The sequence below is a fragment of the Serratia sp. CY71090 genome, from assembly GCF_052166845.1.
In the GTDB taxonomy this organism is placed as follows: Bacteria; Pseudomonadota; Gammaproteobacteria; order Enterobacterales; family Enterobacteriaceae; genus Serratia; species Serratia nematodiphila.
Window position 1 is genome coordinate 217,529 of the sequence record NZ_JBJNOA010000005.1, and the last position, 25,165, is coordinate 242,693.

The following is a 25,165-nucleotide window of genomic DNA, read 5'->3' on the forward strand; positions in this document are numbered from 1 at the left end:
GGCCGTCATGACAGAGATATCAAACATCATGTTAGTGAAATTATTAACCAAAGTTTTTGGCAGCCGTAACGATCGTACCCTGCGCCGCATGCGCAAAGTGGTTGAGCAGATCAACCGCATGGAACCGGACATGGAAAAACTGTCCGATGACGAGCTGAAAGCGAAAACCAACGAGTTCCGCGCACGCCTGGAAAAAGGCGAGTCGCTGGAAAGCCTGATCCCGGAAGCCTTCGCCGTGGTGCGTGAGGCGAGCAAGCGCGTGTTCGGCATGCGTCACTTCGACGTGCAGCTGCTGGGCGGCATGGTGCTGAACGACCGCTGCATCGCCGAGATGCGCACCGGTGAAGGTAAAACCCTGACCGCGACGCTGCCGGCCTACCTGAACGCCCTGAGCGGCCGCGGCGTGCACGTGGTGACCGTCAACGACTATCTGGCGCAGCGTGACGCCGAAAACAACCGCCCGCTGTTCGAGTTCCTCGGCCTGAGCATCGGCATCAACCTGCCGGGCATGCCGGCGCCGGCCAAGCGTGAAGCTTACGCCGCCGACATCACCTACGGCACCAACAACGAATACGGCTTCGACTACCTGCGCGACAACATGGCGTTCAGCCCGGAAGAGCGCGTGCAGCGCAAACTGCACTATGCGCTGGTGGATGAGGTGGACTCCATCCTGATCGATGAAGCGCGTACGCCGCTGATCATCTCCGGCCCGGCCGAAGACAGCTCCGAGATGTACATCAAGGTCAACAAGCTGATCCCTAAACTGATCCGCCAGGAAAAAGAAGACTCCGACACCTTCAAGGGTGAAGGGCACTTCTCGGTGGACGAGAAGGCGCGCCAGGTGCACCTGACCGAACGCGGCCTGATCCTGATCGAAGAGATGCTGGTAGAGGCCGGCATCATGGATGAAGGCGAATCGCTGTACTCGCCGACCAACATCATGCTGATGCACCACGTTACCGCCGCGCTGCGCGCCCACGTGCTGTTCACCCGCGACGTCGATTACATCGTGAAAGACGGCGAAGTGATCATCGTCGACGAACACACCGGCCGTACCATGCAGGGCCGCCGTTGGTCCGATGGCCTGCACCAGGCGGTGGAAGCCAAAGAAGGCGTGGAGATCCAGAACGAGAACCAGACGCTGGCTTCGATCACCTTCCAGAACTACTTCCGTCTGTACGAGAAGCTGGCCGGGATGACCGGTACCGCCGATACCGAAGCCTTCGAATTCAGCTCGATCTACAAGCTGGACACCATCGTGGTGCCAACCAACCGTCCGATGATCCGTAAGGACATGCCGGATCTGGTGTACATGACCGAGAAAGAGAAGATCGGCGCCATCATCGAGGACATCCGCGAGCGTACCGCCAAAGGCCAACCGGTGCTGGTGGGTACCATCTCAATCGAGAAATCCGAAGTGGTGTCCCGTGAGCTGACCAAAGCGGGCATCGACCACAAGGTGCTGAACGCCAAATTCCACGCCATGGAAGCGGACATCGTCGCCCAGGCCGGCCAGAGCGGTGCGGTAACCATCGCCACCAACATGGCGGGCCGTGGTACCGATATCGTGCTGGGCGGCAGCTGGCAGGCTGAAGTGGCGCTGCTGGAAGAACCGACCGAAGAGCAGATCGAAGCCATCAAAGCCGCCTGGAAAGAGCGCCACGACGCGGTGCTGGCGGCGGGCGGCCTGCATATCATCGGCACCGAGCGCCATGAATCGCGCCGTATCGATAACCAGCTGCGCGGCCGTTCCGGTCGTCAGGGCGACGCCGGTTCATCCCGCTTCTACCTGTCGATGGAAGATGCCCTGATGCGTATCTTCGCCTCGGATCGCGTGTCCGGCATGATGCGTAAACTGGGCATGAAAGAAGGCGAAGCGATTGAGCACCCGTGGGTGACCAAGGCGATCGCCAATGCCCAGCGTAAGGTAGAGAGCCGCAACTTCGACATCCGTAAGCAGCTGCTGGAGTACGATGACGTCGCCAACGATCAGCGCCGTGCCATCTACAGCCAACGCAACGAATTGCTGGACGTGTCCGACGTGAGCGAAACCATCGCCAGCATCCGCGAGGACGTGTTCAAGAGCACCATCGACAACTACATCACGCCGCAGTCGCTGGAAGAAGAGTGGGACATTCAGGGGTTGGAAGAGCGCCTGAAGAACGACTTCGATCTGGAGATGCCGATCGCCCAGTGGCTGGACAAAGAGCCGGAGCTGCACGAAGAGACGCTGCGCGAACGCATTCTGGAGAACGCCAAAGAGCAGTATCAGCGTAAGGAAGAAGTGGTCGGCAGCGAGATGATGCGCAACTTCGAGAAGGGCGTGATGCTGCAGACGCTGGATTCTCTGTGGAAAGAGCATCTGGCGGCGATGGACTACCTGCGTCAGGGTATCCACCTGCGCGGTTACGCGCAGAAGGATCCGAAGCAGGAGTACAAGCGTGAATCCTTCAACATGTTCGCCACCATGCTGGAATCGCTGAAATATGAAGTGATCAGCGTGCTGAGCAAGGTACAGGTGCGGATGCCGGAAGAGGTGGAAGCGCTGGAACAGCAGCGCCGTGAAGAGGCCGAGCGTCTGGCGCAGCAGCAACAGCTGAGCCACCACGACGAGAACGCGCTGGTGACTGAAGATCCGAACGCGCCGGCGACCGCCGAGCGTAAAGTGGGGCGCAACGATCCTTGCCCATGCGGTTCCGGCAAGAAATACAAGCAGTGCCACGGCCGCCTGCAGTAATGCCGGCCGCGGTTAACCGATAACACCCAGGGGTTCAGCTTGCTGAGCCCCTGTTTTTTGGCACCCATCAGGAGGGTGAGATGAAACATCTGAATATCGCCGTGGGCATTATCCGCAATGCTCAACAGGAGATCTTTATTACCCGCCGCGCCGCTGACGCGCACATGGCCGGATTCTGGGAGTTTCCCGGCGGTAAGATCGAACAGGGTGAAACGCCGGAACAGGCGTTGAGCCGCGAGCTGCGGGAAGAGACCGGTATCGAAGCCGAACGCGCCGAACTGCTGGAGGTGGTGGAGCACCGCTTCAGCGATCGCATCGTGACGCTGAATTTTTATCTGGTAGAAGCCTGGGCGGGTGAGCCGTTCGGCCGCGAGGGGCAACCGATGCGCTGGGTAAAACAGGCGGACCTGCGTGAAGACGAGTTCCCGGAAGCCAACGTCGGCATTATTCAGCTGCTGGTGGCACAGGCGAACGCCGCGCAATAACCAGTTTGGCCTGGCGTCCGCCAGGCCAACAGCGGGCGATCAGCGATCGTCCATTTCGCTCCAGTCTTCGCTTTCCGACAGATCGCTGTTGCTCGGAATGCGCTTCTCTTCATCGGCCCACTCGCCGAGATCGATCAGCTGGCAACGTTTGCTGCAAAACGGCCGGAATGGGCTGACTTCACCCCAAACCACGCCGGTGCCACAGGTTGGGCATTTTACTACGGTCGTCATAACGGTTCCTTATGCCTTCTGACAGTGCTGAGAAGGCTTTCTTTCAAAGTTCAACAACAGGCCAGTTCGAACGTCAGGCGTTCAGGCACCGCGCCATGTTCGCTGTCCAGCGGCAGGAAACGAATGGCATAACGCGTCTTATGGCCGGAAATCTGCGGATAAAGCTGCGGCGCCAGATGGAGGCGCAGGCGCAGCAGATCCGCCCCTTCGGCGTTGTCCTGGAAAAAACCGTTCAGGCTGATTTGATTGCGGAACGGCCCGGATTGGCGGATCAGATCCAACACCATGATCAGCGCCTGGTTCAGCGGTTCCAGCGACTGCAGCCAGGCGGCGACGTCGGTATCGCGATCCTGCTGCGGCGCGTGCATCCACATGTGCAGGGTCGGCAGATCGAAGCTGCAGCAACCGCCAGGAATGTTCAGCCGCTGACGCACCAGGCCGATCAGCCGATCTTCGCGCAGCGCCTGGCCGAGGCGCGGCGCCGCCATCAGCGCCGATGAGCGCGACTTCAGCTGGCCGCGCAGCTGGTCGATCAGCGCCATATCCACGCCCGGCACATCGGCCCAGGCCAACAGTTTCTGCTGCTGGCGCTCCAGCTCTTTGAGCAGTTCGGTGCGCACTTCGCCGCGCTCCAGCACGTCCAGCAAGTCGGAGACGGTGCGAAAGAAGGTGAGGGCGATGGCGGTTTCACTCAGGGCGCGTTGGCCGTGCAGCTGTTGCAGCAGGAATTCGATGCGCAGCCAGGTGCGCATCTTCTCGTTCAGCGGGTGTTCAAAGAGAACGGTTGGGGAAACATCACTCATGCAGTTTAATCCTGTTGGGGCGCTGTTGCCGCCAGTTCAAGGTAGCGACGATGCAGAGCGGCGACCTGTGGCTCTATCCCCTGAGCGGCGCCGCTGTTGTCAATAATGTCATCCGCCACGGCGAGGCGCTGCTGGCGCGTGGCCTGGGCGGCGAGAATGCTCTGCGCTTGCTCACGGCTTACGCCGTCGCGCGCGATGGTGCGAGCCAGCTGGGTTTCGGCGTCGACGTCGATCACCAGCACCCGATCGGCGCGATCCTGCAGGCGGTTTTCCACCAGCAGCGGCACCACCCACAGCGCGTACGGGCTGGTGGCCTGCGCCAGTTGGCGCTGGGTTTCACGGTGTATCAGCGGGTGCAGCAGCTGGTTCAGCCAGGTTTTGTCATCGGGATGGCTGAAGATGCGCTGACGCAGCGCAGCGCGGTTCAACGCACCGTCCGGCAGCAACATTTCATTACCAAATCGTTCGGCGATCGCGGCCAAGGCAGGGGTGCCCGGCTCGACGACCTGACGGGCGATCACGTCAGCATCGACAAGGGTTGCGCCGTGGCGCGCAAAGGCGTTCGCGACGGTCGTCTTGCCGCTGCCTATGCCCCCGGTCAACGCAACAATGTAGGCCATGGTGTTAGGTGCATCCGATGTTCATAAAAAAATAATAGTCGAATCATAAAGCGATCGCGCAGAAGTGCAAGTCGGCAGGCGGCGCTTGCGCATCGGCACCGATTGGGTGGCGAGAAAAAACGCAGCGGCACGGCAAAAATGAGCGGGCAATCACACTGCGATTATGCAGGTAAATTTGTCGGATTGTAGCGTAAATAAAGGCGAATTCGCAGTCTTGTTCGGCGATTATTAGCGCGTATTATAACGTCACTGGAACTGGCATTAATCTCGCCGCCGTCTTTTTGCGCCACTGGAAAGCCGTCGGGTAGAGGTTCGAATATCCTCCTTGCGATCCGTCGCCATTAACCAGGAAATCATAAGTCATGCGTATTGAAGAAGATTTGAAGTTGGGCTTTAAAGACGTGTTGATCCGCCCTAAGCGTTCCACGCTGAAAAGCCGCTCTGAGGTTGAACTGGAACGTCAGTTTACCTTCAAGCATTCAGGTTGCAGCTGGTCCGGCGTGCCGATTATCGCCGCCAACATGGACACGGTGGGCACCTTCCGCATGGCCGAGGCCCTGGCTTCTTTCGACGTTCTCACTGCCGTACACAAACATTACAGCGTCGAGCAATGGGCTGACTTCGTGCAGCGCATGCCGGAATCGGTGCTGTGCCATGTGATGGTCTCCACCGGCACCTCCGAAGCCGACTTCGCCAAAATGCAGCAGATCCTGGCCCTGTCCCCGGCGCTGAAATTCATCTGTATCGACGTGGCCAACGGCTACTCCGAACACTTCGTCGCCTTCCTGCAGAAAGCGCGCGAAGCCTGCCCGAATCACGTCATCTGCGCAGGTAACGTGGTAACCGGCGAAATGGTGGAAGAGTTGATCCTCTCCGGCGCCGACATCGTTAAAGTCGGCATCGGCCCGGGGTCGGTATGCACCACCCGCGTGAAGACCGGTGTGGGCTACCCGCAGCTGTCGGCGGTGATCGAATGCGCCGATGCGGCCCACGGGCTGGGCGGCCAAATCGTCAGCGACGGCGGCTGCTCGGTGCCGGGCGATGTCGCCAAAGCCTTCGGCGGCGGCGCGGACTTCGTGATGCTGGGCGGCATGCTGGCCGGCCACGACGAGTGCGAAGGCACCGTGGTGGAAGAGAACGGCGAGAAATTTATGCTGTTCTACGGCATGAGCTCCGAGTCAGCGATGAAGCGCCACGTCGGCGGCGTAGCGGAGTATCGCGCGGCCGAAGGCAAAACCGTCAAGCTGCCGCTGCGCGGCGAGGTAGAGTTTACCGTGCGCGATATCCTCGGCGGCCTGCGTTCCGCCTGCACCTACGTCGGCGCCGAGCGTCTGAAAGAGCTGACCAAGCGCACCACCTTTATCCGCGTGGCGGAGCAGGAAAACCGCGTCTTCGGCAGCAAATAAGCCGCAGCTTGCATTCGGGCGCCGCGCACCACGGCGCCCGCTATCCTCTTCTTTATCCCAGCACGCTGCCCAGTTGAAAGATAGGCAGATACATGGCGATAACCAAAGCGCCGACAATCCCGCCCACCACCAGCATCAACAGCGGCTCCAGCGTTTGCGCCAGCGTATCGGCCAGCTCGTGCGTCTGCCGTTCATACCACTGCGCCAACTTATCCAGCAAGGCGTCCAGCGAACCGGACTCCTCGCCCACCCGCACCAGCTGCCGGCACAGCGGCGGAAACAGCGGTTGCAGGCCCAGGGCATGATGAAACGCTTCGCCTTCGGCGATCTGCCGTTGCACCTGCTCCAGCGCCTGCCGGTACAACGGATGATCCGCCGCCAGCGCCGCCGCGTTCAAGCCTTCCACCAGCGTCAGCCCCGCGCGTTGGGTCATGGTCAGGATACGAAATGTTTGGCTCAGCGCGCCGCCGCTCACCAGCAGGGCAATTAGCGGCAGGCGCAGCAAGGCGGCCTGTTCGCGTTGGCGCCACGGAGGGCGCGGATGCAGCCAGCGGCAGTAGCCGAACAGCAACGCGCCGAGCAGCAGCGCCAAATAGGGGCCAACGGCGATCAGCAGCGCGGACAACCCCAATAATCCTTGGGTAAACCAGGGCAGTTGCGCATCGAACGACTGATAAACCTTGGCAAATTCCGGCAGCACCATCACCAGCATCAGCACGCTGACCAGCAGCGCCACCGCGCAGATGAAGAGGGGATAACGCAGCGCTTTGGTCACCTTGCGGCGCAGCAGCAGCTGGGCCTCCTGTTGTTGCGCCAGCTGCAGGCAGCAGCGATCGAGGTTGCCGGTCAGTTCGCCGATGGCGATCAGTTGGCGATAGATCAGTGGAAAAACGCTTGGTTGTGCGGCAAGGCTTTCGGAGAGCGGCTGCCCTTCGCGCACCTGGTCGGCCAGCTGGCGCAGCAGGCAACGCCAGGCTGCCGAAGGATGCTCTGCCGCCAGAAGCTGCAGCGTATTGACCAGCGGCAGCCCGGCCTGCAACAGGGTAGCGAGCTGGCGGGTGAAGTGGATTAACGGTTCTCCGCGCCATTGGCCGGGCGTGACGCGTTTGCCGTGCCCGATCCGCCAAGGTTGCAGGCCTTGTTCGATCAGCAGCCGGCTCACCTGCCGTTTTTCATCGCTCATCAGTTCGCCGCGGCGTAAGGTGCCCTGAGCGTCGAAAGCCTGCCACAGAAACAACCGGCGCGCTTTCATGGCGTGGTTACGCCGGGCTGGACGACGTCGATCACGCGGTACAGTTCTTCCAGCGAGGTCGTGCCTTCGGCGGCCAGCGCCAGACCCGCCTGCAGCAGCGAAAGCTGCCCCTGCTCGCGGGCGATATCCGCCAGCAGACTGGGAGCGGCGTTCGCCAGCAATGCCGCCTGAATTTCCGGCGTAATGGCCAACAGTTCATACACGCCGATGCGCCCATAATAGCCGCCGAAGCAGTGCTCGCAGCCGTCGGCGCGCCAAGCGGTCAGCGGTTCCGGCCAGAGCGCGGTGGGAAAATGCGCCGGCTGGCTTTGCGGGTAGCGGCAGTGGCGACACAGCCTGCGCACCAGCCGCTGGGCGACGACCAGCTTCAGGCAGCCGGCGAGCAGGTAGCCGGGGATACCCATGTGCATCAGCCGCGTCAGGGTTTCAGCAGTGGAGTTGGTATGCAGCGTCGACAGCACCAGGTGGCCGGTTTGTGCGGCCTTGACCGCGATCTCGGCGGTTTCCGCATCGCGGATCTCGCCGATCATGATGACGTCCGGATCCTGGCGCAGCAGGGCACGCAGCACTCGGGTGAAGTTCAGCTCGGTTTTGGCGTTGATCTGGGTCTGATTGACGCCGAACAGCGGGATCTCGACCGGATCCTCGACGCTGCACAGGTTGCTTTGCGCATCATTCAACTGGCGCAGCCCGCTGTACAGCGTTACCGTCTTGCCGCTGCCGGTCGGGCCGGTCACCAGGATCAAACCTTGCGGGCAGGCCAACGCTGCCGCGTAGCGCGCCAGATCCGTCCGGCTCATGCCCAGTTGATCCAGCGGCAGCTCTTGCTGCTCGCCCTGCTGAACGCGCAGCACCACCTTTTCGCCGTGCAACGTCGGCAGGGTGGCGATGCGCATGGCATAGCGCGCGCTGTCCAGCGTCAGGCTGAGCTGCCCGTCCTGAGGTTGACGGCGCTCGGCGATATCCAGTTGGCCGAGGATCTTCAGCCGGGCGATGAGGCGCGCAGCCAGCTGCGGCGGCGGTGAGGCAAGGGTTTGCAGCACGCCGTCGATGCGCAGGCGAATGCGAAAATGCTGACGAAAGGGCTCAAAGTGAATGTCCGAGGCGCGGCGCTGAATGGCCAGGCGCAGCGTCTGGTTGATGAACTGTACCACCGGCGCATCGCCGTCGTCGGGGTAGGCGATGTCGGTCGTGTTCTCTTCGGCCGTCAACGGCGCCGGGAGCGGCTCGTGGTGCTGGTTCAGCGCCATCTCCAGCCTGGCCGCCGGCCATTGTTCCAAATGGATGCGCTTGCCGGTGGCGAAGCGCAGCGCCGCCAGCAGCCCCTGCGGCGCTTCTTCGCTGAGCGCGACCGTCAGGGTGGTCGGGTCTTCGCTCAGCGCCAGCGCCTGATAGCGCCGGCACAGGGCGTGAACCTCTTCGCTGATTTGCGCGTTCATCGCCATTACTCCGCCGCGTTGTCGAAGCGGAAGACTTCCTGGCACACCTCAACCAGCGTCGCGTTTTCGCTGCTGCACAGCCGGGTCCAGCGGGTCAGCCCATCGGCGTTCGACTTGGGGGTTAATGCCACCGCCAGGCCCTGCAGCGTTTGGCTGCCGGTCAGCGTGATCACGCCTTTGACGACTTTCACCCCGCTGACATAGCGCGACGTGCCGCCGGTGGGAATGCCTTTGCTGCCGGCCTCGCAGCCGGCGGGCGCGCCTTCGTCCAGCACGCACAGCTCGACCGCCATTTTATACGGCGCCATGGTTTGCAGCATGTCGGTCATCGCTGCTTTCTGGATGTAGCGCTGGTAGGCGGGAATGCCGATGGCGCTGAGGATGGCGATGATGGCGATCACCACCATCAGTTCTATCAGGGTAAAGCCGCGTTGTGTTTCCATGCGTTGTTTCCTCCATTGGGGTGTGGAAGACAACGGTAGCGGCTTGCTCGGGGGCACGGCGAGGGGCGGTTACGCGTTTCTCGGCGCGCTTCCATCAGTAATGATGTGGTTTGCAGCGGTGAAAAAAACGGTGAGAGGGGGTTCGCAATTTTACGGTAACGCCCCCGGCAGCGGCCGGGGGCGAGGGGATCATTTGAAGCGCATCGACAGATCGAGCGCGGTTACATGCTTGGTCAGCGCGCCGACCGAAATGTAATCCACGCCGGTCTCGGCGAAGGTGCGCAGCGTCTCGCGGGTGACGTTACCGGACACTTCCAGCTGGGCGCGGCCCTGGGTTTGGGCGACCGCCTGACGCATCATCTCTACGCTGAAGTTGTCCAGCATGATGATGTCGGCGCCGGCATCCAGCGCCTGCTGCAGTTCATCGAGCGACTCGACTTCCACTTCCACCGGCACGTCGGCGTGCAGCCAGAAGGCTTTTTCCACCGCGTTCTTGATAGAACCGGAGGCGATGATGTGGTTTTCCTTGATCAGGAAGGCATCGGACAGCCCCAGCCGGTGGTTGCTGCCGCCCCCGCACAGCACGGCGTATTTCAGCGCGGTGCGCAGGCCGGGTAAGGTCTTGCGGGTATCGAGCAGGCGAGTCCGGGTGCCTTCCAGCAGGGCCACGTAGCGGCTGACCTCGGTCGCCACGCCGGAGAGCGTCTGCACGAAGTTCAGCGCGGTGCGCTCGCCGGTCAGCATCACCCGCGCCGGGCCGCGCAGCCGGCAGAGCGGTTGGTTCGGCGTCAGACGGTCGCCGTCCGCCACCAGCCACTCCACCTGCACCTGATTGCCCAACTGAATAAAGACCTCATTCAGCCAGCGGCGGCCACAGAACACGCCGGCTTCACGGGTGATGACGGTGGCTTCGGCCTGCTTGTCTGCCGGTAACAATTGCGCGGTAATATCGCGCCCGGCGTCGACTTCACCCCCCAGGTCTTCGCGCAGCGCCTGGGCGACGGCATAGGGAATATCACTTTCAATTCGTTCAAGAAGCTCGGTGCGGCGACTGTCGGCACTGTAGCGGCGTGTCGGCATGGAAAACTCCGAAATGGACGGTTAGATCGTAGGGGAACATGCTACTCTGTTGCAGGAATAAGTACCACCGCAGAGAGGTGTCTGATGCAGTTGGAAAATGGCTGGATTGTCGGGGCGACGCGAGTGCTCTCGCCGCACTGCGATCGGCGCCCGGATGACGAGCACCCCTCGCTGCTGGTCATCCACAACATCAGCTTGCCGCCCGGCGAATTCGGTGGCCCCTATATCGACCAGCTGTTCACCGGCACGCTCGACCCTGCGCAGCACCCTTATTTCGCCGATATCCATCAGCTGCGGGTGTCGGCGCATTGCCTGATTCGCCGCGGCGGAGAGATCGTGCAGTATGTGCCCTTCGACCAGCGCGCCTGGCACGCGGGCGTTTCCCTGTATCAGGGGCGCGATCGGTGCAACGATTTCTCCATCGGCATCGAGCTGGAAGGGACTGACCAGTTACCCTACACCGAAGCGCAATATCGCACGCTGCAGGCGGTCACCGTGCTGCTGGCCGAACATTATCCACCGCTGGCGGCCAATATCGCCGGGCATTGCGATATCGCCCCCGGCCGCAAGACCGATCCCGGGCCGGCGTTCGATTGGGATCGCTATCTGGCATCTCTGGAACAACGAGGCGCGCCCGCCGACGCTATGCTTGAGACAAGAAAAAGGGAGAGGAATCGCTAATGACGCTGTTTACGCTGTTGCTGGTTTTGGCCTGGGAGCGCCTGTTCAAGCTGGGAGAACACTGGCAGCTGGATCATCGCCTCGAAGTGGTATTTCAGCGGCTGCATCGGGTTTCGCTGGCGCAGACGCTGGCGATGACCGCCGCCTGGATGGTGATCGTCTGGGGCGTTCTGTGGTTGTCGCACGGGCTGTTCTTCGGCGTGGTGACGCTGCTGCTGTGGATCGTCATCGATCTGCTGTGCGTCGGCGCCGGCATCAAGCGCAAACACTATCGCGCCTACCTGAAAGCGGCGCGGCAGGGGGATACCCATGCCAGCGATCAGATGGCGGAAGAGCTGGCGTTGATCCACGGCTTGCCGGTGGACTGCAGTGAAGAGCTGCGTCTGCGCGAGCTGCAAAACGCGCTGCTGTGGATCAACTTCCGTTATTACCTGGCGCCGCTGTTCTGGTTCGTGGTCTTTGGGCCGTACGGGCCGATCGCGCTGGCGGGGTATGCCTTCCTGCGCGCCTATCAAACCTGGCTGGCGCGCCACAATACGCCGCTGGAGCGTTCGCAGTCGGGCATCGATCATCTGCTGAACTGGCTGGACTGGATCCCGGTGCGTTTGGCCGGGGTGGCCTATGCGTTGTTCGGCCACGGCGAGCGCGCGTTGCCGGCCTGGTTCGCCTCACTCGGCGATCGGCATTCGTCGTCGTATCAGGTGTTGACGCGGCTGGCGCAGTTCTCGCTGGCGCGCGATCCGCATATGGATCCGGTGCAAACGCCGCGGGCGGCGGTGACGTTGGCGCGCAAGGTGACGATGATCATCGTGGTGGTGGTGGCGCTGTTGACCATTTACGGCACGCTGCTTTAAGCCGCAGAGAAAAAAAACGGGCGCCGAGGCGCCCGTTTTTTTTTGGCCATTCGGCCAGGATTACAGCTTGGCGAAGCAGCGACGCGCGGCGTCGATGGTGCGCTGAATGTCTTCCTTGCTGTGCGCCACGGACATGAAGCCCGCTTCGAAGGCGGACGGCGCCAGATACACCCCTTCTTCCAGCATCAGGTGGAAGAAGCGCTTGAAGCGTTCCACGTCGCACTGCATCACGTCCTGGTAGCAGGTGACCGCCGGCGCGTCGGTGAAGAACAGGCCGAACATGCCGCCGACGTTGTTGACCACCAGCGGAATATTCTCCTCCTGCGCCGCGTGCAGCAGGCCAGCGGCCAGCATCTCGGTCAGTTCGGTCAGCGTCTGGTGCACGCCGACCTGTGAGACTTCGGTCAAACAAGCGTAGCCCGCCGCCATGGCGATCGGGTTGCCGGACAGGGTGCCGGCCTGGTAGACCGGGCCGGTCGGCGCCAGCGCCTCCATCACCTCGCGACGGCCGCCGAAGGCGCCCACCGGCATGCCGCCGCCGATGATTTTGCCGAGGCAGGTCAGATCCGGTTCGACGCCGTAATAGGATTGCGCGCCGGCCAGCGCGACGCGGAAGCCGGTCATCACTTCGTCGATGATCAAGAGCGCGCCGTACTTGTCGCACAGGGCGCGCAGGCCCGGCAGGAATTCCGGCAGCGGCGGCACGCAGTTCATGTTGCCGGCGACCGGCTCGACGATGATACAGGCGATTTCGGACGGGTACTGTTCGAAGGCGGCGCGCACCGAATCCAGATCGTTATAGGTGCAGGTCAGAGTGTGCTTGGCGAAGTCGGCCGGCACGCCCGGTGAGTTCGGCTGGCCGAGGGTCAGCGCGCCGGAGCCGGCTTTCACCAGCAGGCAGTCGGCGTGGCCGTGATAGCAGCCTTCGAACTTGATGATTTTATCGCGGTTGGTGTAGCCGCGCGCCAGGCGGATGGCGCTCATGGTGGCTTCGGTGCCTGAGTTCACCATGCGCACCATATCCATCGTCGGCACCAGCTCGGTGACCAGCTGCGCCATTTTGACTTCCATCTCGGTCGGCGCGCCGAAGCTCAGGCCGCGCTGCGCCGCTTCGATCACTGCGTCGCGGATCGCCGGGTGGTTATGCCCCAGCACCATCGGCCCCCAGGAACCGACATAGTCGATATAGGCCTTGCCGTCGGCATCGAACAGGTAAGCCCCGTCTGCCCGCTCGATAAACAGCGGCACACCGCCTACGCCGGTGAATGCACGCACCGGAGAGTTTACCCCGCCGGGGATCAACTGTTGCGCCTGGGCGTACAGACTTTCGGACTTGCTGTGTAGGCTCATAAATCGGCTCCTGGATTCTCTTTTGAATGATTTGACCGCGCTATTCTAGAGGAGAGCGCCGCGTTATGAAACGATCACAGTCAGATACCATTAACGGCAGCGCCCGCCGCCAGGTTGGGGTAGAATTATCGCCCTGCCTATTTGTATTACAAAATACCTGACGAATCACTCGCGATGACAGAATCACAATCACAGCCCGTCGGGACGTTGAGCCCGCGTCTTAGCCGCAGCGATGCGGTGCGTCAGTTTATTCGCCGCGATAAAACCCCGGTGGCGATCCTGGTGATGGCCGCGCTGGTGGGGGCGCTGGCCGGTTTGCTCGGCGTGGCCTTCGATAAAGCGGTGGAGTGGGTGCAGCAGCAGCGGCTGGCTTCGCTGGCGCAGGTCGCCGACTCCTGGCTCCTGGTGTGGCCCCTGGCGTTTATCCTGTCCGCCGCGCTGGCGGCGCTGGGCTATTACCTGGTGCGGCGCTTTGCGCCTGAGGCGGGCGGCTCGGGCATTCCGGAAATCGAAGGCGCGCTGGAAGAGCTGCGGCCGGTACGCTGGTGGCGCGTGATCCCGGTGAAATTCATCGGTGGCATGGGCACGCTGGGGGCGGGCATGGTGCTGGGGCGCGAAGGGCCCACGGTGCAGATGGGCGGCAACGTCGGGCGCATGGTATTGGACGTGCTGCGCATTCGCGGCGCCGAGGCGCGTCATACGTTGCTGGCGACCGGGGCCGCCGCCGGCTTGTCCGCCGCGTTCAACGCGCCGCTGGCCGGCATCCTGTTCATCATCGAAGAGATGCGGCCGCAGTTCCGCTACAACCTGATCTCGATTAAAGCGGTGTTTATCGGCGTTATCATGTCGAGCGTGGTGTTCCAGCTGTTTAACGGCCAGGGGGCGGTGATCGCGGTCGACAAACTTTCTTCGGCGCCCATCAATACCCTGTGGCTCTATCTGGTGTTGGGGGCAATCTTCGGCGCGGTGGGCGTGGGGTTCAACGCGCTGATCTTCCGCACCCAGGACATGTTCGCGCGCCTGCACGGCGGCAGAATGCGCAATGTCTTGCTGATGGGCGGGCTGCTCGGCGGCGTGTGCGGCATTCTGGGGCTGATCCAGCCGGAGGCAGCGGGCGGCGGCTTTGGGCTGATCCCGATCGCCGCGGCGGGCAACTACAGCGTCGGCATGTTGATGTTTATCTTTATCACCCGCATCTTCACCACGCTGCTGTGCTTCGGTTCCGGCGCGCCGGGCGGCATCTTCGCGCCGATGCTGGCGTTGGGCACGCTGTTCGGCACCGCCTTCGGGCTGGCGGGGGCGCATCTGTTCCCGCAGTACGGCATCGAGGCGGGCACCTTCGCCATCGCCGGCATGGGGGCGCTGTTCGCCGCCACGGTGCGCGCCCCGCTGACCGGCATCGTGCTGGTGCTGGAAATGACCGACAACTACCAGCTGATTTTACCGATGATCATCACCTGCCTCGGCGCCACGGTGGTGGCGCAGCTGCTCGGCGGCAAGCCGCTGTATTCGTCGATCCTGGCCCGCACGCTGCAAAAGCAGGAGGCGCAGCTGGCGCGGGAGGCGGCGCAGAAAACAAGTAAGGAAAATACAACAAATGCGGTGAATACTTGAACGCAACACTCAGGTATCGGATAATCGTTAATATTAATCAGGCAGCCATAGTCGCGATCTGATGCTGAACAATGTTGGGAGTAAAGAGTATGAGTGATCAAACGGCACTGCCCCTGCAATTTACCGAGGCAGCAGCAAACAAGGTGAAGTTCCTGATTGCTGACGAAGAAAACCCGAACCTGAAGTTGCGGGTTTATATTACCGGCGGCGGCTGCAGCGGATTCCAGTACGGCTTCACTTTTGACGACAAGGTCAACGATGGCGACATGACCATCGAGAAGCAGGGCGTGGCGCTGGTGGTCGATCCGATGAGCCTGCAGTACCTGGTCGGCGGCTCGGTGGACTACACCGAAGGGCTGGAAGGGTCGCGCTTTGTGGTGACCAACCCGAATGCCAAAACCACCTGCGGTTGCGGTTCGTCGTTCAGCATCTGAGTTTGCCTGTCAGAACATAACCCGCTCGCCTTACGGCCGGCGGGTTTTTTTATGCCTACCCTTCCACGAGGATCGCTGCCGTGCCGTTCTCCTGCACCGGACGGCCTCGAGTGATGCGCGGCGGCTCAGCGTTCGAGAATAAAGGCGGGCAGCTTGAGATGCCAACGAATGGCCGCCAGCCGAATGGCCAGGGTGATGAGCATGCCCAGCATCATGGCCTGCTGCAGCGGCATGCCGAAGGTGTAAAACGCCGTGGCGTGCACGATGCCGCCGATGATGCAGGCGGTGGCGTAAATTTCGGTGCGCAGGATCATCGGGATCTCGCGCGCCAGCACGTCGCGGATAATGCCGCCGCCGACGCCGGTGATCACCCCCATGCAGATCGCCACCAGCGGGCCGGTGCCGGCCGCGAAGGCCTTGTTGACGCCGATGCCGACGAACACCGCCAGCCCGACGGCGTCCAGCACCGGCAGCACCCACTTCGGCAGGCGGCGCGGCTGGCGCACCAGCAGCAGCGTCAAGACGCAGGTGATCATCGCCACCACCAGATCGGTGGGATCCTTGACCCAGAATACCGGGCCGTTGGCCAGCGCCATGTCGCGGATGGTGCCGCCGCCGACCGCGGTGACCACGCCCAATACCAGCACGCCGAACGGATCCATGCGCAGCTTGCCGGCCAGCAGCACGCCGGAGACGGCGAACACCGCCGTGCCGAGAATATCCAGCCAGAACACCAGCATCAGCGGATCTCCGCCAGCTGGCGGCACAGCTGCTGCGCCGCCAACAGGATGCGCGGCCCGCCGCGATTGAACCAGTCTTCGTTCAGCGCGATCACCGGCACCTGCAGCTGCGGCGCCCAGAAGGCTTTCACATTGGCGGCCTCTTTCGCGCCGCCGGTGATGACGATGGCCTGCGGCTGACGCGCCAGTACCTGCTCGCGGCTGATCTGCGGCCAAGGGGTGCGGCTGTCGGCGAAGACGTTCTGCCCGCCGCACAGCGCCAGCACCTGGCTTTGCAGCGTGGCGCCGGAGCTGGTGAACAGCGGCTGGGTGCCGAACTGCAGCAACACGCGGCGTGGCACGTTAGTGGCGTACTGTTGCTTGAGAGCGGTGAACTGGCGACGAAGGCCTTCTGCGGCCTGATGCGCCTGGTCCGGGTGCGGGCTGTAGCGCGCCAGCTTGTCCAGCAAGCCGGCGATCCCTTCGAGATTGTCGGCGTCCGCATAGAAGATCGGGATGCCGAACGCGGCGAGCTGATCCAAGGCGCGTTGCGGATTGCCGCCGCGCCAGGCGAGGATCAGATCCGGCTTGAGTGCCAGCACCCGCTCCAGATTGATGCCCTGCCAGGAGGCCACCTGCTCCAGCCTGGTGGCCTGCGGCGGGTAATCGGAATAGGCGCTCGCCGCCACCAGCACATCGCCCATGCCGGCGGCATAGGCGAGTTCGGTGGCGTTGGGCGCCAGGCTGATCACCCGCTGCGCGGCGCCGGCCGGCAGAGCCAGCCAGAGCGCCAACAGGCAGAACATCGAGGTGAAGCGCAGTCTCACATCAACCGCGCTTGGCCAGGGTTTGCAGCATGGCGTTGACCATCAGCGTGGACTGCTTGGCCGCTACCACCAGGAACTCGTCAAAGCTCATGTGCGATTCGCTGTCGGCGACGTCGGAAATGGCGCGCACCACCACGAACGGCGTGCCGAACAGATGGCAGACGTGGGCGATCGCCGCGGCTTCCATTTCCACGGCGGCGACGCTCGGGAAGGTGGCGCGGATGCGCGCCAGCGGTTCGGCGCCGTTGATGAAGGCGTCACCGCTGCAGATCAGGCCGCGCACCGCGTGCAGATCCAGCTGTTTGATGCAGCTTTCCGCCAGCGCGATCAGCGCGTCGTCGGCGACGAACGCCGCCGGGCAGCCGGCCATCTGGCCCGGCTCGTAGCCGAAGGCGGTGACGTCGGCGTCGTGGTAGCGCACTTCTTCCGACACCACGATATCGCCCACGCGCAGCGTGCTGGCCAGGCCGCCGGCGGAGCCGGTATTGATCACCACGTCCGGGCTGCAGTGCTCCAGCAGCAGGGTGGTGCCCATGGCCGCAGAGACTTTGCCGATGCCGGATTTCAGCAGGGCCACGTCAACGCCGCCGATCTGGCCGGTGTAGATTTCGCAGCCCGCGCGCTGGATGGTTTGACGGTTTTCGATTTGATCGCGCAGCAGGGTGACTTCCTGCTCCATTGCGCCGATGATGCCTACTTTCATAAATAACACTCGCTGATTGGCCGTGAGAATTGCGGCATAGTCTATCATGGCTGTGTAAGAGAGATAATGCGTTGCATCCGCCGCCGGGAATTGTTATCACGGGGGCAGGGCGCAACGGCGGAGAAACAGATGTCCGGGATCGACTTCAAGCAAAAAATCAGCTTCCAACGGCCTTTCAGCAAACCGATCGAGGCCGAGGAAGAGTACGACATCGTGCGGCAGTTCGAGAGCGATCGCGGGCGCATCGTCAACTCGGCGGCCATTCGCCGTCTGCAGCAAAAAACTCAGGTATTTCCGCTGGAGCGCAACGCGGCGGTGCGCAGCCGCCTGACGCACTCGATGGAGGTGCAGCAGGTCGGGCGCCATATCGCCAAAGAGATCCTCAACCGCTTCAAACAGGCGGGGAAGATCGATGAATTCGGCCTGACCCGGCTGCTCGATCCGTTTGAAAGCATCGTGGAAATGGCCTGCCTGATGCACGACATCGGCAATCCGCCGTTCGGTCACTTCGGCGAATCGGCGATCAATGACTGGTTTGCCCAGCGGCTCGATCCCGCCAGCTGCGGCAGCGAGCCGGGCAGCCACGATCGCTGCCAGGTGGCGACGCTGCGCCTGCATGAAGGGGAGAGCGATCTGAACCGGCTGCGCAGCCGGATCCGTCAGGATCTCAGCCACTTCGAGGGCAACGCCCAGGCGATCCGCATGGTGTACAGCCTGTTGAAACTCAACCTGACCTACGCGCAGGTAGGCTGCATTTTGAAATACACCCGCCCGGCCTACTGGGCGAGCGACATCCCCGCCAGCCACAGTTACCTGATGAAAAAGCCCGGCTACTATCTGGCGGAAGAAGCCTTCGTCGATCGGCTGCGGCGTGAGCTGCATATGGGCGAGTTCGATCGTTTCCCGCTGACCTACATTATGGAGGCCGCCGACGATATCTCTTACTGCGTGGCCGATCTGGAAGACGCGGTGGAGAAGAGCATTTTCACCGTCGAGCAGCTGTATCAGCACCTGATTCAGGAGTGGGGCGAGGTGGCGCCGGGCGATCTGTTCGACAAGACCGTCGCCAGCGCGTTTCGCAAGATCGATCGCGGCGGCGCGCGGCGCAGCGCGGAAGATCAGTTCTTCATGTATCTGCGGGTGTTTACCGTGGCGCGGCTGGTGCCGCACGCGGCGCAGCGCTTTATCGACAATCTGGACGCGGTTTATCAGGGCAGCTTCAATCAGGCGCTGCTGGAGGATTCCAGCCCGGCCTATCGGCTGCTGAAAATATTTAAAAATGTGGCGTTCAAGCATGTGTTCAACCACCCGGAGGTCGAGCAGCTCGAGCTGCAAGGCTACCGGGTGATCAGCGGCCTGCTGGACATTTACAGCCCGCTGTTGGCGATGTCGCTGGCGGACTTCAGCCTGCTGGTGCGTGAGGACAGCCACCGCGCTTACCCGATCGAAACGCGCCTGTTCCACAAGCTGTCCACCAAGCATCGGCTGGCGTATGCGGAGGCGGTAGAAGGGCTGCAGCATTTATCGCCGGAGCAGCAAGCCATTCGGGAATATTATTTCCGCGCGCGTTTATTGCAGGACTATATCAGCGGAATGACCGACCTTTATGCCTATGATGAATATCGTCGATTAATGGCGGCGGAATAATTAAGCTGAGGAATAATTATCAGCAATTCCAACCGGTTGGCTGTCTTGATTTTTGTAAAGACGGACAATATTTGTTTACTATTGCCAATCATCTGTGCCGGAACTTCAGGCTATTAATTAACTCTGAATAAGCACGCAAGACGGCCATTCTTTTTTGAACGACTTTATAAGAGACACACAGATGAAAAAAACCGCATTAGTTCTGAGCGCATTGGCATTCAGCATCGGCATGGCGATGGGCCCGGTGACGGCCAGCGCCGCTGAAACCGCCTCTTCCAGCACCCAGCAGTTGCCGAGCCTGGCGCCGATGCTGGAAAAGGTCATGCCTTCCGTGGTGAGCATTAACGTTGAGGGCAGCACCACGGTCAATACGCCGCGCATGCCGCAGCAGTTCCAACAGTTCTTCGGTGAAGATTCGCCGTTCTGCCAGGACGGTTCGCCGTTCCAGGGCTCGCCGATGTGTCAGGGCGGTGAACAGCCTGGGCCGGATGGCCAGCCGCAGGGCACGCAGCAGAAATTCCAGGCGCTGGGCGCCGGGGTGGTCATCGATGCCGCCAAGGGCTATGTGGTGACCAATAACCACGTGGTGGATAACGCCAACAAGATCCAGGTGCAGCTGAGCGACGGCCGCCGTTTCGACGCCAAGGTGATCGGCAAGGATCCGCGTTCCGACATCGCCCTGATCCAGCTGAAAGACTTCAAGAACCTGACGGCGATCAAGATGGCGGACTCCGATCAGCTGCGCGTCGGCGATTACACCGTGGCGATCGGCAACCCGTACGGGCTGGGCGAAACCGCCACCTCAGGCATCGTGTCCGCCCTGGGGCGCAGCGGCCTGAATATCGAAAACTACGAAAACTTTATCCAGACCGATGCGGCGATCAACCGCGGCAACTCCGGCGGCGCGCTGGTTAACCTGAACGGCGAGCTGATCGGCATCAACACCGCGATCCTGGCGCCGGACGGCGGCAACATCGGTATCGGCTTCGCCATTCCGAGCAACATGGTGAAAAACCTGACGGCGCAAATGGTCGAGTATGGCCAGGTGAAACGCGGCGAGCTCGGCATCATGGGCACCGAGCTTAACTCTGAGCTGGCCAAGGCGATGAAGGTCGACGCGCAGCGCGGCGCTTTCGTCAGCCAGGTGGTGCCGAAGTCTTCCGCCGCGAAGGCGGGCATCAAAGCCGGTGACGTGATCGTCACCATGAACGGCAAGGCCATCTCCAGCTTCGCCTCGTTCCGGGCGGAGATCGGCACGCTGCCGGTCGGCAGCAAAATGTCGCTGGGCATTATCCGCGACGGCAAACCGGTGACCATTGACGTCACGCTGGAGCAAAGCGCGCAGACCCAGGTGGCCTCGGGCAATATCTACACCGGCATCGAAGGCGCCGAGCTGAGCAATGCTCAGGTCGGCAACGTGAAAGGCGTCAAGGTCGACAGCGTGAAAGCCGGCAGCGCCGCCGCGCGCATCGGCCTGAAAAAGGGCGACGTGATCCTGGGCGTGAACCAACAGCCGATCCAGAACCTGGGCGAGCTGCGTAAAATCCTCGACAGCAAACCGTCGGTGCTGGCGTTGAATATTCAGCGCGGCGATAGCCAACTGTACCTGCTGGCGCAGTGATAAACGTCAGGCGCTAAAAGCAACAAAGGCACGCTACGGCGTGCCTTTTTGCATTATGGCCTGAGGATTCAGGCCGGTTGCGCCAGATGCGCGCGCGCCGCGTGGATCACCAGTTCAATCTCATCCAACAGCTCCAGCCACTCCGGCTCCAGTTCGTCGTTGGTGATGCCCTGGCGCAGCTGCCGCTCGAGGTAGAAACACAGCTGCTTGAGGCGCGGCACGCCGCTGTAGCTGCAGCTGCCGTGCAGCTTATGGACCAGGTCGAGGATCTCGTCGTCGTGTTGCCCCTCGAGCAGCGCCTGCACCCGTTCGCGCACCTGCGGCAGGAAATCGAGCAACATTTGCAGCAGATCGCGCGCCAGATCCGGCTTATTGGCCGCCTGACGCAGCGCCAGCGGCCAGTCGAGCGACAGCGGGGCATCGTCGGCGACGGCGCTTTCCACGTCGCCGCTGTGATAGCGCGACAGCACGCGGGTCAGCATTTTCTCGTCGATCGGCTTGGCCAGGTAGTCGTCCATCCCCGCCTGCAGCAGATGCTCGCGCTCGCCGCTGGCAGCATGGGCGGTGACGGCGACAATCGGCGTGGAGTTGTGATGCGGCAACTGGCGGATCAGCTCGCTGGCGTGAATGCCGTCCATCTTCGGCATTTGAATGTCCATCAGGATCAGATCCAGCACGTTGTCGCGCGCCAGCGCCAGCGCTTCCTCGCCGCTCTCGCACAGCAGGGTTTTTTCTACCTGTTCTCCCAACAACGTGCCGATCAGCTTCAGGTTAGCCGGGTTGTCGTCAACCGCCATCACCGTCAGCGGCAGGCGTTTACGCTCAGGCTGCGCGGTGAGGCGTGCCGGCGCCTCCATCCGGAGCATCGGGAACAGTCGGGTGCTGGTGATCGGCTTGATCAGGCAGCCGAGCGCGCCTTGTTGTTTAAGCAGTTCGGCATCGATTTGCGCCTGGCACGGCAGCGCCAGAATGACCCGATCGGCCAGCTTCAGCGAGGCCAGCAATTTGTCCTCGTGCTGCGCCATGTTGTCGCGGAACGGGATCGGCACGCCGGCCAGCAGGAAATCATAGTGGCTTGGCGGCAACTGGCCCAGCGTCGGCGAGTGGGTGATCACCAGCTGCGTGACGCTGAGCATGTTGAGCGTCGCCTGCGCCGCCGTCGGGTTGGACTCGATATAGGCCAGCGTTTTGCCGTTCAGATCCGGCAGGCTCGGCGCCAGCGACAGCATGCCCTCATTCAGATCCAGCGTGATATGGAACCAGAAGGTCGAGCCGCGGTTCAACTGGCTGTGGAAGCAGATATCGCCCCCCATCTCTTTCACCAGCTTTTGCGTGATCACCAGCCCCAGCCCGGTGCCGCCGTGGCGGCGGGAGATGCTGGCGTCCGCCTGGCGGAATGCCTGGAACAGCTGCGACTGCTGGCGTTCGGAGATGCCGATGCCGGTATCGTGGATCTGCACTTCCACTTCCACCCGGCGATCCAGCTGTTTGCGCAGCTCGACGCGAATGTCGATATTGCCGGTTTCGGTGAATTTGATGGCGTTGCCCAGCAGGTTGGTGATGATTTGCTGCAGGCGAAGCGAGTCGCCGATCACCTGCTCCGGCACGTCGTTGTGCACATCCAGCGTCAGCTCCAGGCCCTTGTCGTGGGCGCTGGGCGCCAGCAGCACCACCACTTCGTCCAGCGTTTCACGCAGGGCGAACGGAATATGCTCCAGCACCAGCTTGCCGGCCTCCAGCTTGGAGAAGTCCAGCACGTCATTGATGATGGTCAGCAGGTTGTTGGCCGAGCGCTCGATGGTCTGCAAATAGTCGGTCTGGGTCGCGCTCAGATCGGTTTTCAGCATCTGGCGGGTGAAGCCGATCACGCCGTTGAGCGGAGTACGCAGCTCATGCGACATGTTGGCCAGAAATTCGGACTTGATGCGCGCCGCCTCCTGCGCACGTTTTTTCGCCAGATCCAGTTCGACGTTCTGGATCTCCATCTGCTCCAGCGTTTCGCGCAGGTCTGACGTGGCCTGATCGATGTTCTGCTGCATCTCTTCGTGATAGGCGGTAAGCGACATTGCCATCGAGTTGATGCCGTTTTTCAGCATGTGCAGCTCGCCGAGCATATAGCCTTCCACGCGGCTGTCGAGCTGGCCGCGGCGGATGCGGTCGACGGTGTTCACCATATTGCGGATCGGGCCGGTCACGTCGCGCATCAGCCGGTAAGCGAACAGGATGGCGATGCACATGCACAGCAGCAACAGCAGGGTAGAGACAAAGACCTCTTTATATTGCTGCAGCCGCACCGACTGCAGATCCAGCTCGATCGCCACATAGCCCAGGTTGTTGTCGGGATGGCTGCCGCCGTCGGCGGTTTCATCCGGATACTGGCTTTCCGACAGGATCGGCGTGCGCAGGATCAGCGAATCGCCGCGTCGGGTGAGCATCAGATCGGTGGGCAACGGCACGCCTTTCGGCAGCTGCAGCTGAGCGAAGTTGTGATGATAATTGGAGGTGACGAACAGGTTATTCTGCGCATCAAACACGGTGATCGAACGCACGATGTCCGAATGGCGGCGGTGCAACAGGCTGACCAACTGCCTGACCGATTCGCGGCTGCGGAACGTCATGCCGTACTCGCTGGCCACCGCCAGCGGCTCGATGATGCTGGCGCCGGCGTCGACCAGTTGTTCCTGTAGCTCGTTATAGCGGTGCACCACGAAGAAGGTGCTGAGCAGCAAACCAATCAGCAAGGTCGGTGCCAGAATCAGGATCATCATGCGCGCACGCAGGCTGTATTTGGTCATGGGATTCCAATGTGGGAGAATTGACAGCTGACACTAGCTTAATGAACCAGCACACAATCGACAAATATGGCGCAATTCTACTCTCCCAAACGCCGCGTGACGACCCGGCAGAGCTCACAAATCTTCACCGTGACGGTGAGCGATCTCGATCCTTTCGGCCAGGGCGTGGCGCGCCACGACGGCAAAGCGGTGTTCGTGCCGGGCGTCTTGCCGGGCGAGCAGGCGGAAATCCAGCTGACCGAAGACAAGCGTCAGTTCGCCAAAGGCAAACTCAAACGCTTGCTGAGCCGCAGCCCGCAGCGGGTAGAACCGCGCTGCCCGCATTTCGGCGTGTGCGGCGGCTGCCAGCAGCAGCACGCGGATGAGGCGCTGCAACAGCAGAGCAAGGCGGCGGCGCTGGTGCGCATGATCGCCCGCGAAACCGGCGTAACCCCGCAACAGGAACCGGTGATCGCCGGCCCGGAATACGGCTATCGCCGCCGCGCCCGCCTGAGCCTGGCATGGCAGCCGAAGCAGCAGCGCCTGATGATGGGCTTTCGGCAGGCGGCCTCCAGCGAGCTGGTGGCGGTGGAGCACTGCCCGGTGCTGCGGCCGGAGCTGGAGCAGCTGCTGGCGCCGGTGCGCGCCTGCCTGAGCGGGCTGCAGGCGGTGCGGCGGCTGGGGCATGTGGAGCTGGTGCTGGCGGATAACGGCCCGCTGCTGGTGCTGCGTCATCTCGACGCGCTGAAAGAGGCGGATCTGCAGGCGCTGTTGGCGTTTGGTGAGCGGGAAAAGGTCGCCGTTTATCTGGCGCCGGACAGCGAACGGGTGGAAAAACTGTGCGGTGAAACGCCGTATTATCAGGTTGACGGGCTACGCTTAGACTTCAGTCCGCGCGACTTTATTCAGGTCAATGACGTCGTAAACCAACAAATGGTGGCGCAGGCCCTTGAATGGCTCGACATTCAACCCAATGATCGGGTGCTGGACCTGTTCTGCGGCATGGGTAATTTCACCCTGCCGCTGGCGCGCCGCGCTGCCGCGGTGGTGGGCATCGAAGGTGTTGCCACGCTGGTAGCGAATGGGCAATATAATGCACATAAGAATAAGCTGAATAATGCGTCGTTCTTCCATGAGAATCTGGAGGACAACGTTGCGCGGCAACCTTGGGCAGCACAAGGGTTTGATAAGGTGATGCTGGATCCCGCCCGCGCCGGTGCGGCCGGGGTGATGTCACACATTGTAAAACTGGCGCCGGCGCGGGTGGTGTATGTTTCCTGTAACCCCACCACGCTGGCTCGCGACAGCAACGTGCTGTTGAACGCCGGTTATCGTCTTGCGCGCGTGCGGATGTTGGATATGTTTCCGCACACGGGGCATCTTGAATCAATGGCGCTGTTTATCAACGAGCGTGCGCCAGAGGTCGCTGCAAAGTAGGGAGAAGT

Annotated in this window: 22 protein-coding genes; 10 read left to right on the forward strand and 12 right to left on the reverse strand. The window is 62.0% G+C overall.

Annotated features, from left to right (window positions below; translation table 11 throughout):
- Nucleotides 1-28 precede the first annotated feature (28 nt).
- Nucleotides 29-2,737, forward strand: coding sequence for a preprotein translocase subunit SecA (gene secA / locus ACJ8OK_RS11850; protein ID WP_046898126.1), 2,709 nt, complete (start codon nucleotides 29-31; stop codon nucleotides 2,735-2,737).
- Nucleotides 2,738-2,817: 80 nt separating this feature from the next.
- Entirely contained in the window at nucleotides 2,818-3,222 is a 405-nt protein-coding gene (gene mutT, locus ACJ8OK_RS11855; RefSeq protein WP_033631788.1) for an 8-oxo-dGTP diphosphatase MutT, read from the forward strand.
- A 39-nt stretch (nucleotides 3,223-3,261) separates the two neighbouring features.
- On the opposite strand, the gene yacG is transcribed toward mutT, so the two are convergent.
- From yacG to coaE, 3 genes are read right to left on the reverse strand one after another with little or no spacing between them, the layout of a single operon-like run.
- Complete coding sequence (gene yacG, locus ACJ8OK_RS11860) at nucleotides 3,262-3,453, reverse strand: DNA gyrase inhibitor YacG (protein ID WP_004932737.1); 192 nt, start codon at nucleotides 3,451-3,453, stop codon at nucleotides 3,262-3,264.
- 50 nt (nucleotides 3,454-3,503) lie between these two features.
- Nucleotides 3,504-4,256 (reverse strand): cell division protein ZapD, encoded by a 753-nt coding sequence (zapD, locus tag ACJ8OK_RS11865; protein WP_033631789.1) that lies wholly within the window; start codon nucleotides 4,254-4,256, stop codon nucleotides 3,504-3,506.
- 5 nt (nucleotides 4,257-4,261) lie between these two features.
- Entirely contained in the window at nucleotides 4,262-4,876 is a 615-nt protein-coding gene (coaE, locus tag ACJ8OK_RS11870; protein ID WP_060558574.1) for a dephospho-CoA kinase, read from the reverse strand.
- Nucleotides 4,877-5,238: 362 nt separating this feature from the next.
- On the opposite strand from coaE, the gene ACJ8OK_RS11875 reads away from it, so the two are divergent.
- Nucleotides 5,239-6,282 carry a GMP reductase gene (locus ACJ8OK_RS11875; protein ID WP_442530600.1) on the forward strand — a complete coding sequence of 348 codons (1,044 nt, stop codon included), beginning with the start codon at nucleotides 5,239-5,241 and terminating at the stop codon, nucleotides 6,280-6,282.
- A gap of 52 nt (nucleotides 6,283-6,334) precedes the next feature.
- Here ACJ8OK_RS11875 and hofC read toward each other — a convergent pair whose 3' ends face one another.
- From hofC to nadC, 4 genes are all read right to left on the reverse strand, one after another.
- Nucleotides 6,335-7,534 carry a protein transport protein HofC gene (gene hofC, locus ACJ8OK_RS11880; RefSeq protein WP_060558576.1) on the reverse strand — a complete coding sequence of 400 codons (1,200 nt, stop codon included), beginning with the start codon at nucleotides 7,532-7,534 and terminating at the stop codon, nucleotides 6,335-6,337.
- Complete coding sequence (gene gspE, locus ACJ8OK_RS11885) at nucleotides 7,531-8,973, reverse strand: type II secretion system protein GspE (RefSeq protein ID WP_442530601.1); 1,443 nt, start codon at nucleotides 8,971-8,973, stop codon at nucleotides 7,531-7,533. The genes hofC and gspE overlap by 4 nt, the downstream gene beginning before the upstream one ends.
- A 5-nt stretch (nucleotides 8,974-8,978) precedes the next feature.
- Entirely contained in the window at nucleotides 8,979-9,416 is a 438-nt protein-coding gene (gene ppdD / locus ACJ8OK_RS11890; RefSeq protein WP_049242050.1) for a prepilin peptidase-dependent pilin, read from the reverse strand.
- Nucleotides 9,417-9,605: 189 nt separating this feature from the next.
- A complete protein-coding gene (gene nadC, locus ACJ8OK_RS11895; RefSeq protein WP_004932717.1) occupies nucleotides 9,606-10,496 on the reverse strand; it encodes a carboxylating nicotinate-nucleotide diphosphorylase in 891 nt (296 codons plus the stop codon).
- 84 nt (nucleotides 10,497-10,580) lie between these two features.
- Between nadC and ampD the strand changes: the two genes are divergently transcribed.
- On the forward strand, nucleotides 10,581-11,177 hold the full coding sequence (gene ampD / locus ACJ8OK_RS11900; RefSeq protein WP_033631794.1) for a 1,6-anhydro-N-acetylmuramyl-L-alanine amidase AmpD: 597 nt from the start codon (nucleotides 10,581-10,583) through the stop codon (nucleotides 11,175-11,177).
- Complete coding sequence (ampE, locus tag ACJ8OK_RS11905) at nucleotides 11,177-12,031, forward strand: beta-lactamase regulator AmpE (protein ID WP_033631795.1); 855 nt, start codon at nucleotides 11,177-11,179, stop codon at nucleotides 12,029-12,031. The genes ampD and ampE overlap by 1 nt, the downstream gene beginning before the upstream one ends.
- Before the next feature lie 60 nt (nucleotides 12,032-12,091).
- On the opposite strand, the gene hemL is transcribed toward ampE, so the two are convergent.
- Nucleotides 12,092-13,381 (reverse strand): glutamate-1-semialdehyde 2,1-aminomutase, encoded by a 1,290-nt coding sequence (hemL, locus tag ACJ8OK_RS11910; protein ID WP_049242056.1) that lies wholly within the window; start codon nucleotides 13,379-13,381, stop codon nucleotides 12,092-12,094.
- Between the two features lie 174 nt (nucleotides 13,382-13,555).
- Here hemL and clcA point away from each other — a divergent pair, with 174 nt between their 5' ends.
- Both clcA and erpA read left to right on the forward strand, forming a co-directional pair.
- Complete coding sequence (clcA, locus tag ACJ8OK_RS11915; protein ID WP_033631797.1) at nucleotides 13,556-14,995, forward strand: H(+)/Cl(-) exchange transporter ClcA; 1,440 nt, start codon at nucleotides 13,556-13,558, stop codon at nucleotides 14,993-14,995.
- Nucleotides 14,996-15,084: 89 nt separating this feature from the next.
- Complete coding sequence (gene erpA / locus ACJ8OK_RS11920) at nucleotides 15,085-15,429, forward strand: iron-sulfur cluster insertion protein ErpA (RefSeq protein ID WP_004932708.1); 345 nt, start codon at nucleotides 15,085-15,087, stop codon at nucleotides 15,427-15,429.
- A 125-nt stretch (nucleotides 15,430-15,554) separates the two neighbouring features.
- Here erpA and ACJ8OK_RS11925 read toward each other — a convergent pair whose 3' ends face one another.
- From ACJ8OK_RS11925 to mtnN, 3 genes are read right to left on the reverse strand one after another with little or no spacing between them, the layout of a single operon-like run.
- Nucleotides 15,555-16,169: a TRIC cation channel family protein gene (locus ACJ8OK_RS11925; protein WP_019455092.1), complete on the reverse strand. Its 615-nt coding sequence runs from the start codon at nucleotides 16,167-16,169 to the stop codon at nucleotides 15,555-15,557.
- Complete coding sequence (btuF, locus tag ACJ8OK_RS11930; RefSeq protein ID WP_156866192.1) at nucleotides 16,169-16,954, reverse strand: vitamin B12 ABC transporter substrate-binding protein BtuF; 786 nt, start codon at nucleotides 16,952-16,954, stop codon at nucleotides 16,169-16,171. The genes ACJ8OK_RS11925 and btuF overlap by 1 nt, the downstream gene beginning before the upstream one ends.
- A gap of 22 nt (nucleotides 16,955-16,976) precedes the next feature.
- Complete coding sequence (gene mtnN / locus ACJ8OK_RS11935; protein ID WP_015376665.1) at nucleotides 16,977-17,678, reverse strand: 5'-methylthioadenosine/S-adenosylhomocysteine nucleosidase; 702 nt, start codon at nucleotides 17,676-17,678, stop codon at nucleotides 16,977-16,979.
- A 129-nt stretch (nucleotides 17,679-17,807) separates the two neighbouring features.
- Here mtnN and dgt point away from each other — a divergent pair, with 129 nt between their 5' ends.
- Nucleotides 17,808-19,325, forward strand: a complete 1,518-nt coding sequence (gene dgt, locus ACJ8OK_RS11940) for a dGTPase (RefSeq protein WP_103085949.1) — start codon at nucleotides 17,808-17,810, stop codon at nucleotides 19,323-19,325.
- 181 nt (nucleotides 19,326-19,506) lie between these two features.
- Complete coding sequence (gene degP, locus ACJ8OK_RS11945; RefSeq protein WP_044029675.1) at nucleotides 19,507-20,946, forward strand: serine endoprotease DegP; 1,440 nt, start codon at nucleotides 19,507-19,509, stop codon at nucleotides 20,944-20,946.
- Nucleotides 20,947-21,014: 68 nt separating this feature from the next.
- On the opposite strand, the gene barA is transcribed toward degP, so the two are convergent.
- Nucleotides 21,015-23,741, reverse strand: coding sequence for a two-component sensor histidine kinase BarA (gene barA / locus ACJ8OK_RS11950; RefSeq protein WP_033631801.1), 2,727 nt, complete (start codon nucleotides 23,739-23,741; stop codon nucleotides 21,015-21,017).
- 66 nt (nucleotides 23,742-23,807) lie between these two features.
- Between barA and rlmD the strand changes: the two genes are divergently transcribed.
- Nucleotides 23,808-25,157, forward strand: a complete 1,350-nt coding sequence (gene rlmD, locus ACJ8OK_RS11955) for a 23S rRNA (uracil(1939)-C(5))-methyltransferase RlmD (protein WP_280597905.1) — start codon at nucleotides 23,808-23,810, stop codon at nucleotides 25,155-25,157.
- The last annotated feature ends 8 nt before the right edge of the window (nucleotides 25,158-25,165 follow it).

Coding starts and splice junctions, on each gene's coding strand:
- secA (WP_046898126.1), top strand. CDS start 29: ATGTTAGTGAAATTATTAACCAAAGTTTTTGGCAGCCGTAACGATCGT.
- mutT (WP_033631788.1), top strand. CDS start 2,818: ATGAAACATCTGAATATCGCCGTGGGCATTATCCGCAATGCTCAACAG.
- yacG (WP_004932737.1), bottom strand. CDS start 3,453: ATGACGACCGTAGTAAAATGCCCAACCTGTGGCACCGGCGTGGTTTGG.
- zapD (WP_033631789.1), bottom strand. CDS start 4,256: ATGAGTGATGTTTCCCCAACCGTTCTCTTTGAACACCCGCTGAACGAG.
- coaE (WP_060558574.1), bottom strand. CDS start 4,876: ATGGCCTACATTGTTGCGTTGACCGGGGGCATAGGCAGCGGCAAGACG.
- ACJ8OK_RS11875 (WP_442530600.1), top strand. CDS start 5,239: ATGCGTATTGAAGAAGATTTGAAGTTGGGCTTTAAAGACGTGTTGATC.
- hofC (WP_060558576.1), bottom strand. CDS start 7,534: ATGAAAGCGCGCCGGTTGTTTCTGTGGCAGGCTTTCGACGCTCAGGGC.
- gspE (WP_442530601.1), bottom strand. CDS start 8,973: ATGAACGCGCAAATCAGCGAAGAGGTTCACGCCCTGTGCCGGCGCTAT.
- ppdD (WP_049242050.1), bottom strand. CDS start 9,416: ATGGAAACACAACGCGGCTTTACCCTGATAGAACTGATGGTGGTGATC.
- nadC (WP_004932717.1), bottom strand. CDS start 10,496: ATGCCGACACGCCGCTACAGTGCCGACAGTCGCCGCACCGAGCTTCTT.
- ampD (WP_033631794.1), top strand. CDS start 10,581: ATGCAGTTGGAAAATGGCTGGATTGTCGGGGCGACGCGAGTGCTCTCG.
- ampE (WP_033631795.1), top strand. CDS start 11,177: ATGACGCTGTTTACGCTGTTGCTGGTTTTGGCCTGGGAGCGCCTGTTC.
- hemL (WP_049242056.1), bottom strand. CDS start 13,381: ATGAGCCTACACAGCAAGTCCGAAAGTCTGTACGCCCAGGCGCAACAG.
- clcA (WP_033631797.1), top strand. CDS start 13,556: ATGACAGAATCACAATCACAGCCCGTCGGGACGTTGAGCCCGCGTCTT.
- erpA (WP_004932708.1), top strand. CDS start 15,085: ATGAGTGATCAAACGGCACTGCCCCTGCAATTTACCGAGGCAGCAGCA.
- ACJ8OK_RS11925 (WP_019455092.1), bottom strand. CDS start 16,169: ATGCTGGTGTTCTGGCTGGATATTCTCGGCACGGCGGTGTTCGCCGTC.
- btuF (WP_156866192.1), bottom strand. CDS start 16,954: ATGTTCTGCCTGTTGGCGCTCTGGCTGGCTCTGCCGGCCGGCGCCGCG.
- mtnN (WP_015376665.1), bottom strand. CDS start 17,678: ATGAAAGTAGGCATCATCGGCGCAATGGAGCAGGAAGTCACCCTGCTG.
- dgt (WP_103085949.1), top strand. CDS start 17,808: ATGTCCGGGATCGACTTCAAGCAAAAAATCAGCTTCCAACGGCCTTTC.
- degP (WP_044029675.1), top strand. CDS start 19,507: ATGAAAAAAACCGCATTAGTTCTGAGCGCATTGGCATTCAGCATCGGC.
- barA (WP_033631801.1), bottom strand. CDS start 23,741: ATGACCAAATACAGCCTGCGTGCGCGCATGATGATCCTGATTCTGGCA.
- rlmD (WP_280597905.1), top strand. CDS start 23,808: ATGGCGCAATTCTACTCTCCCAAACGCCGCGTGACGACCCGGCAGAGC.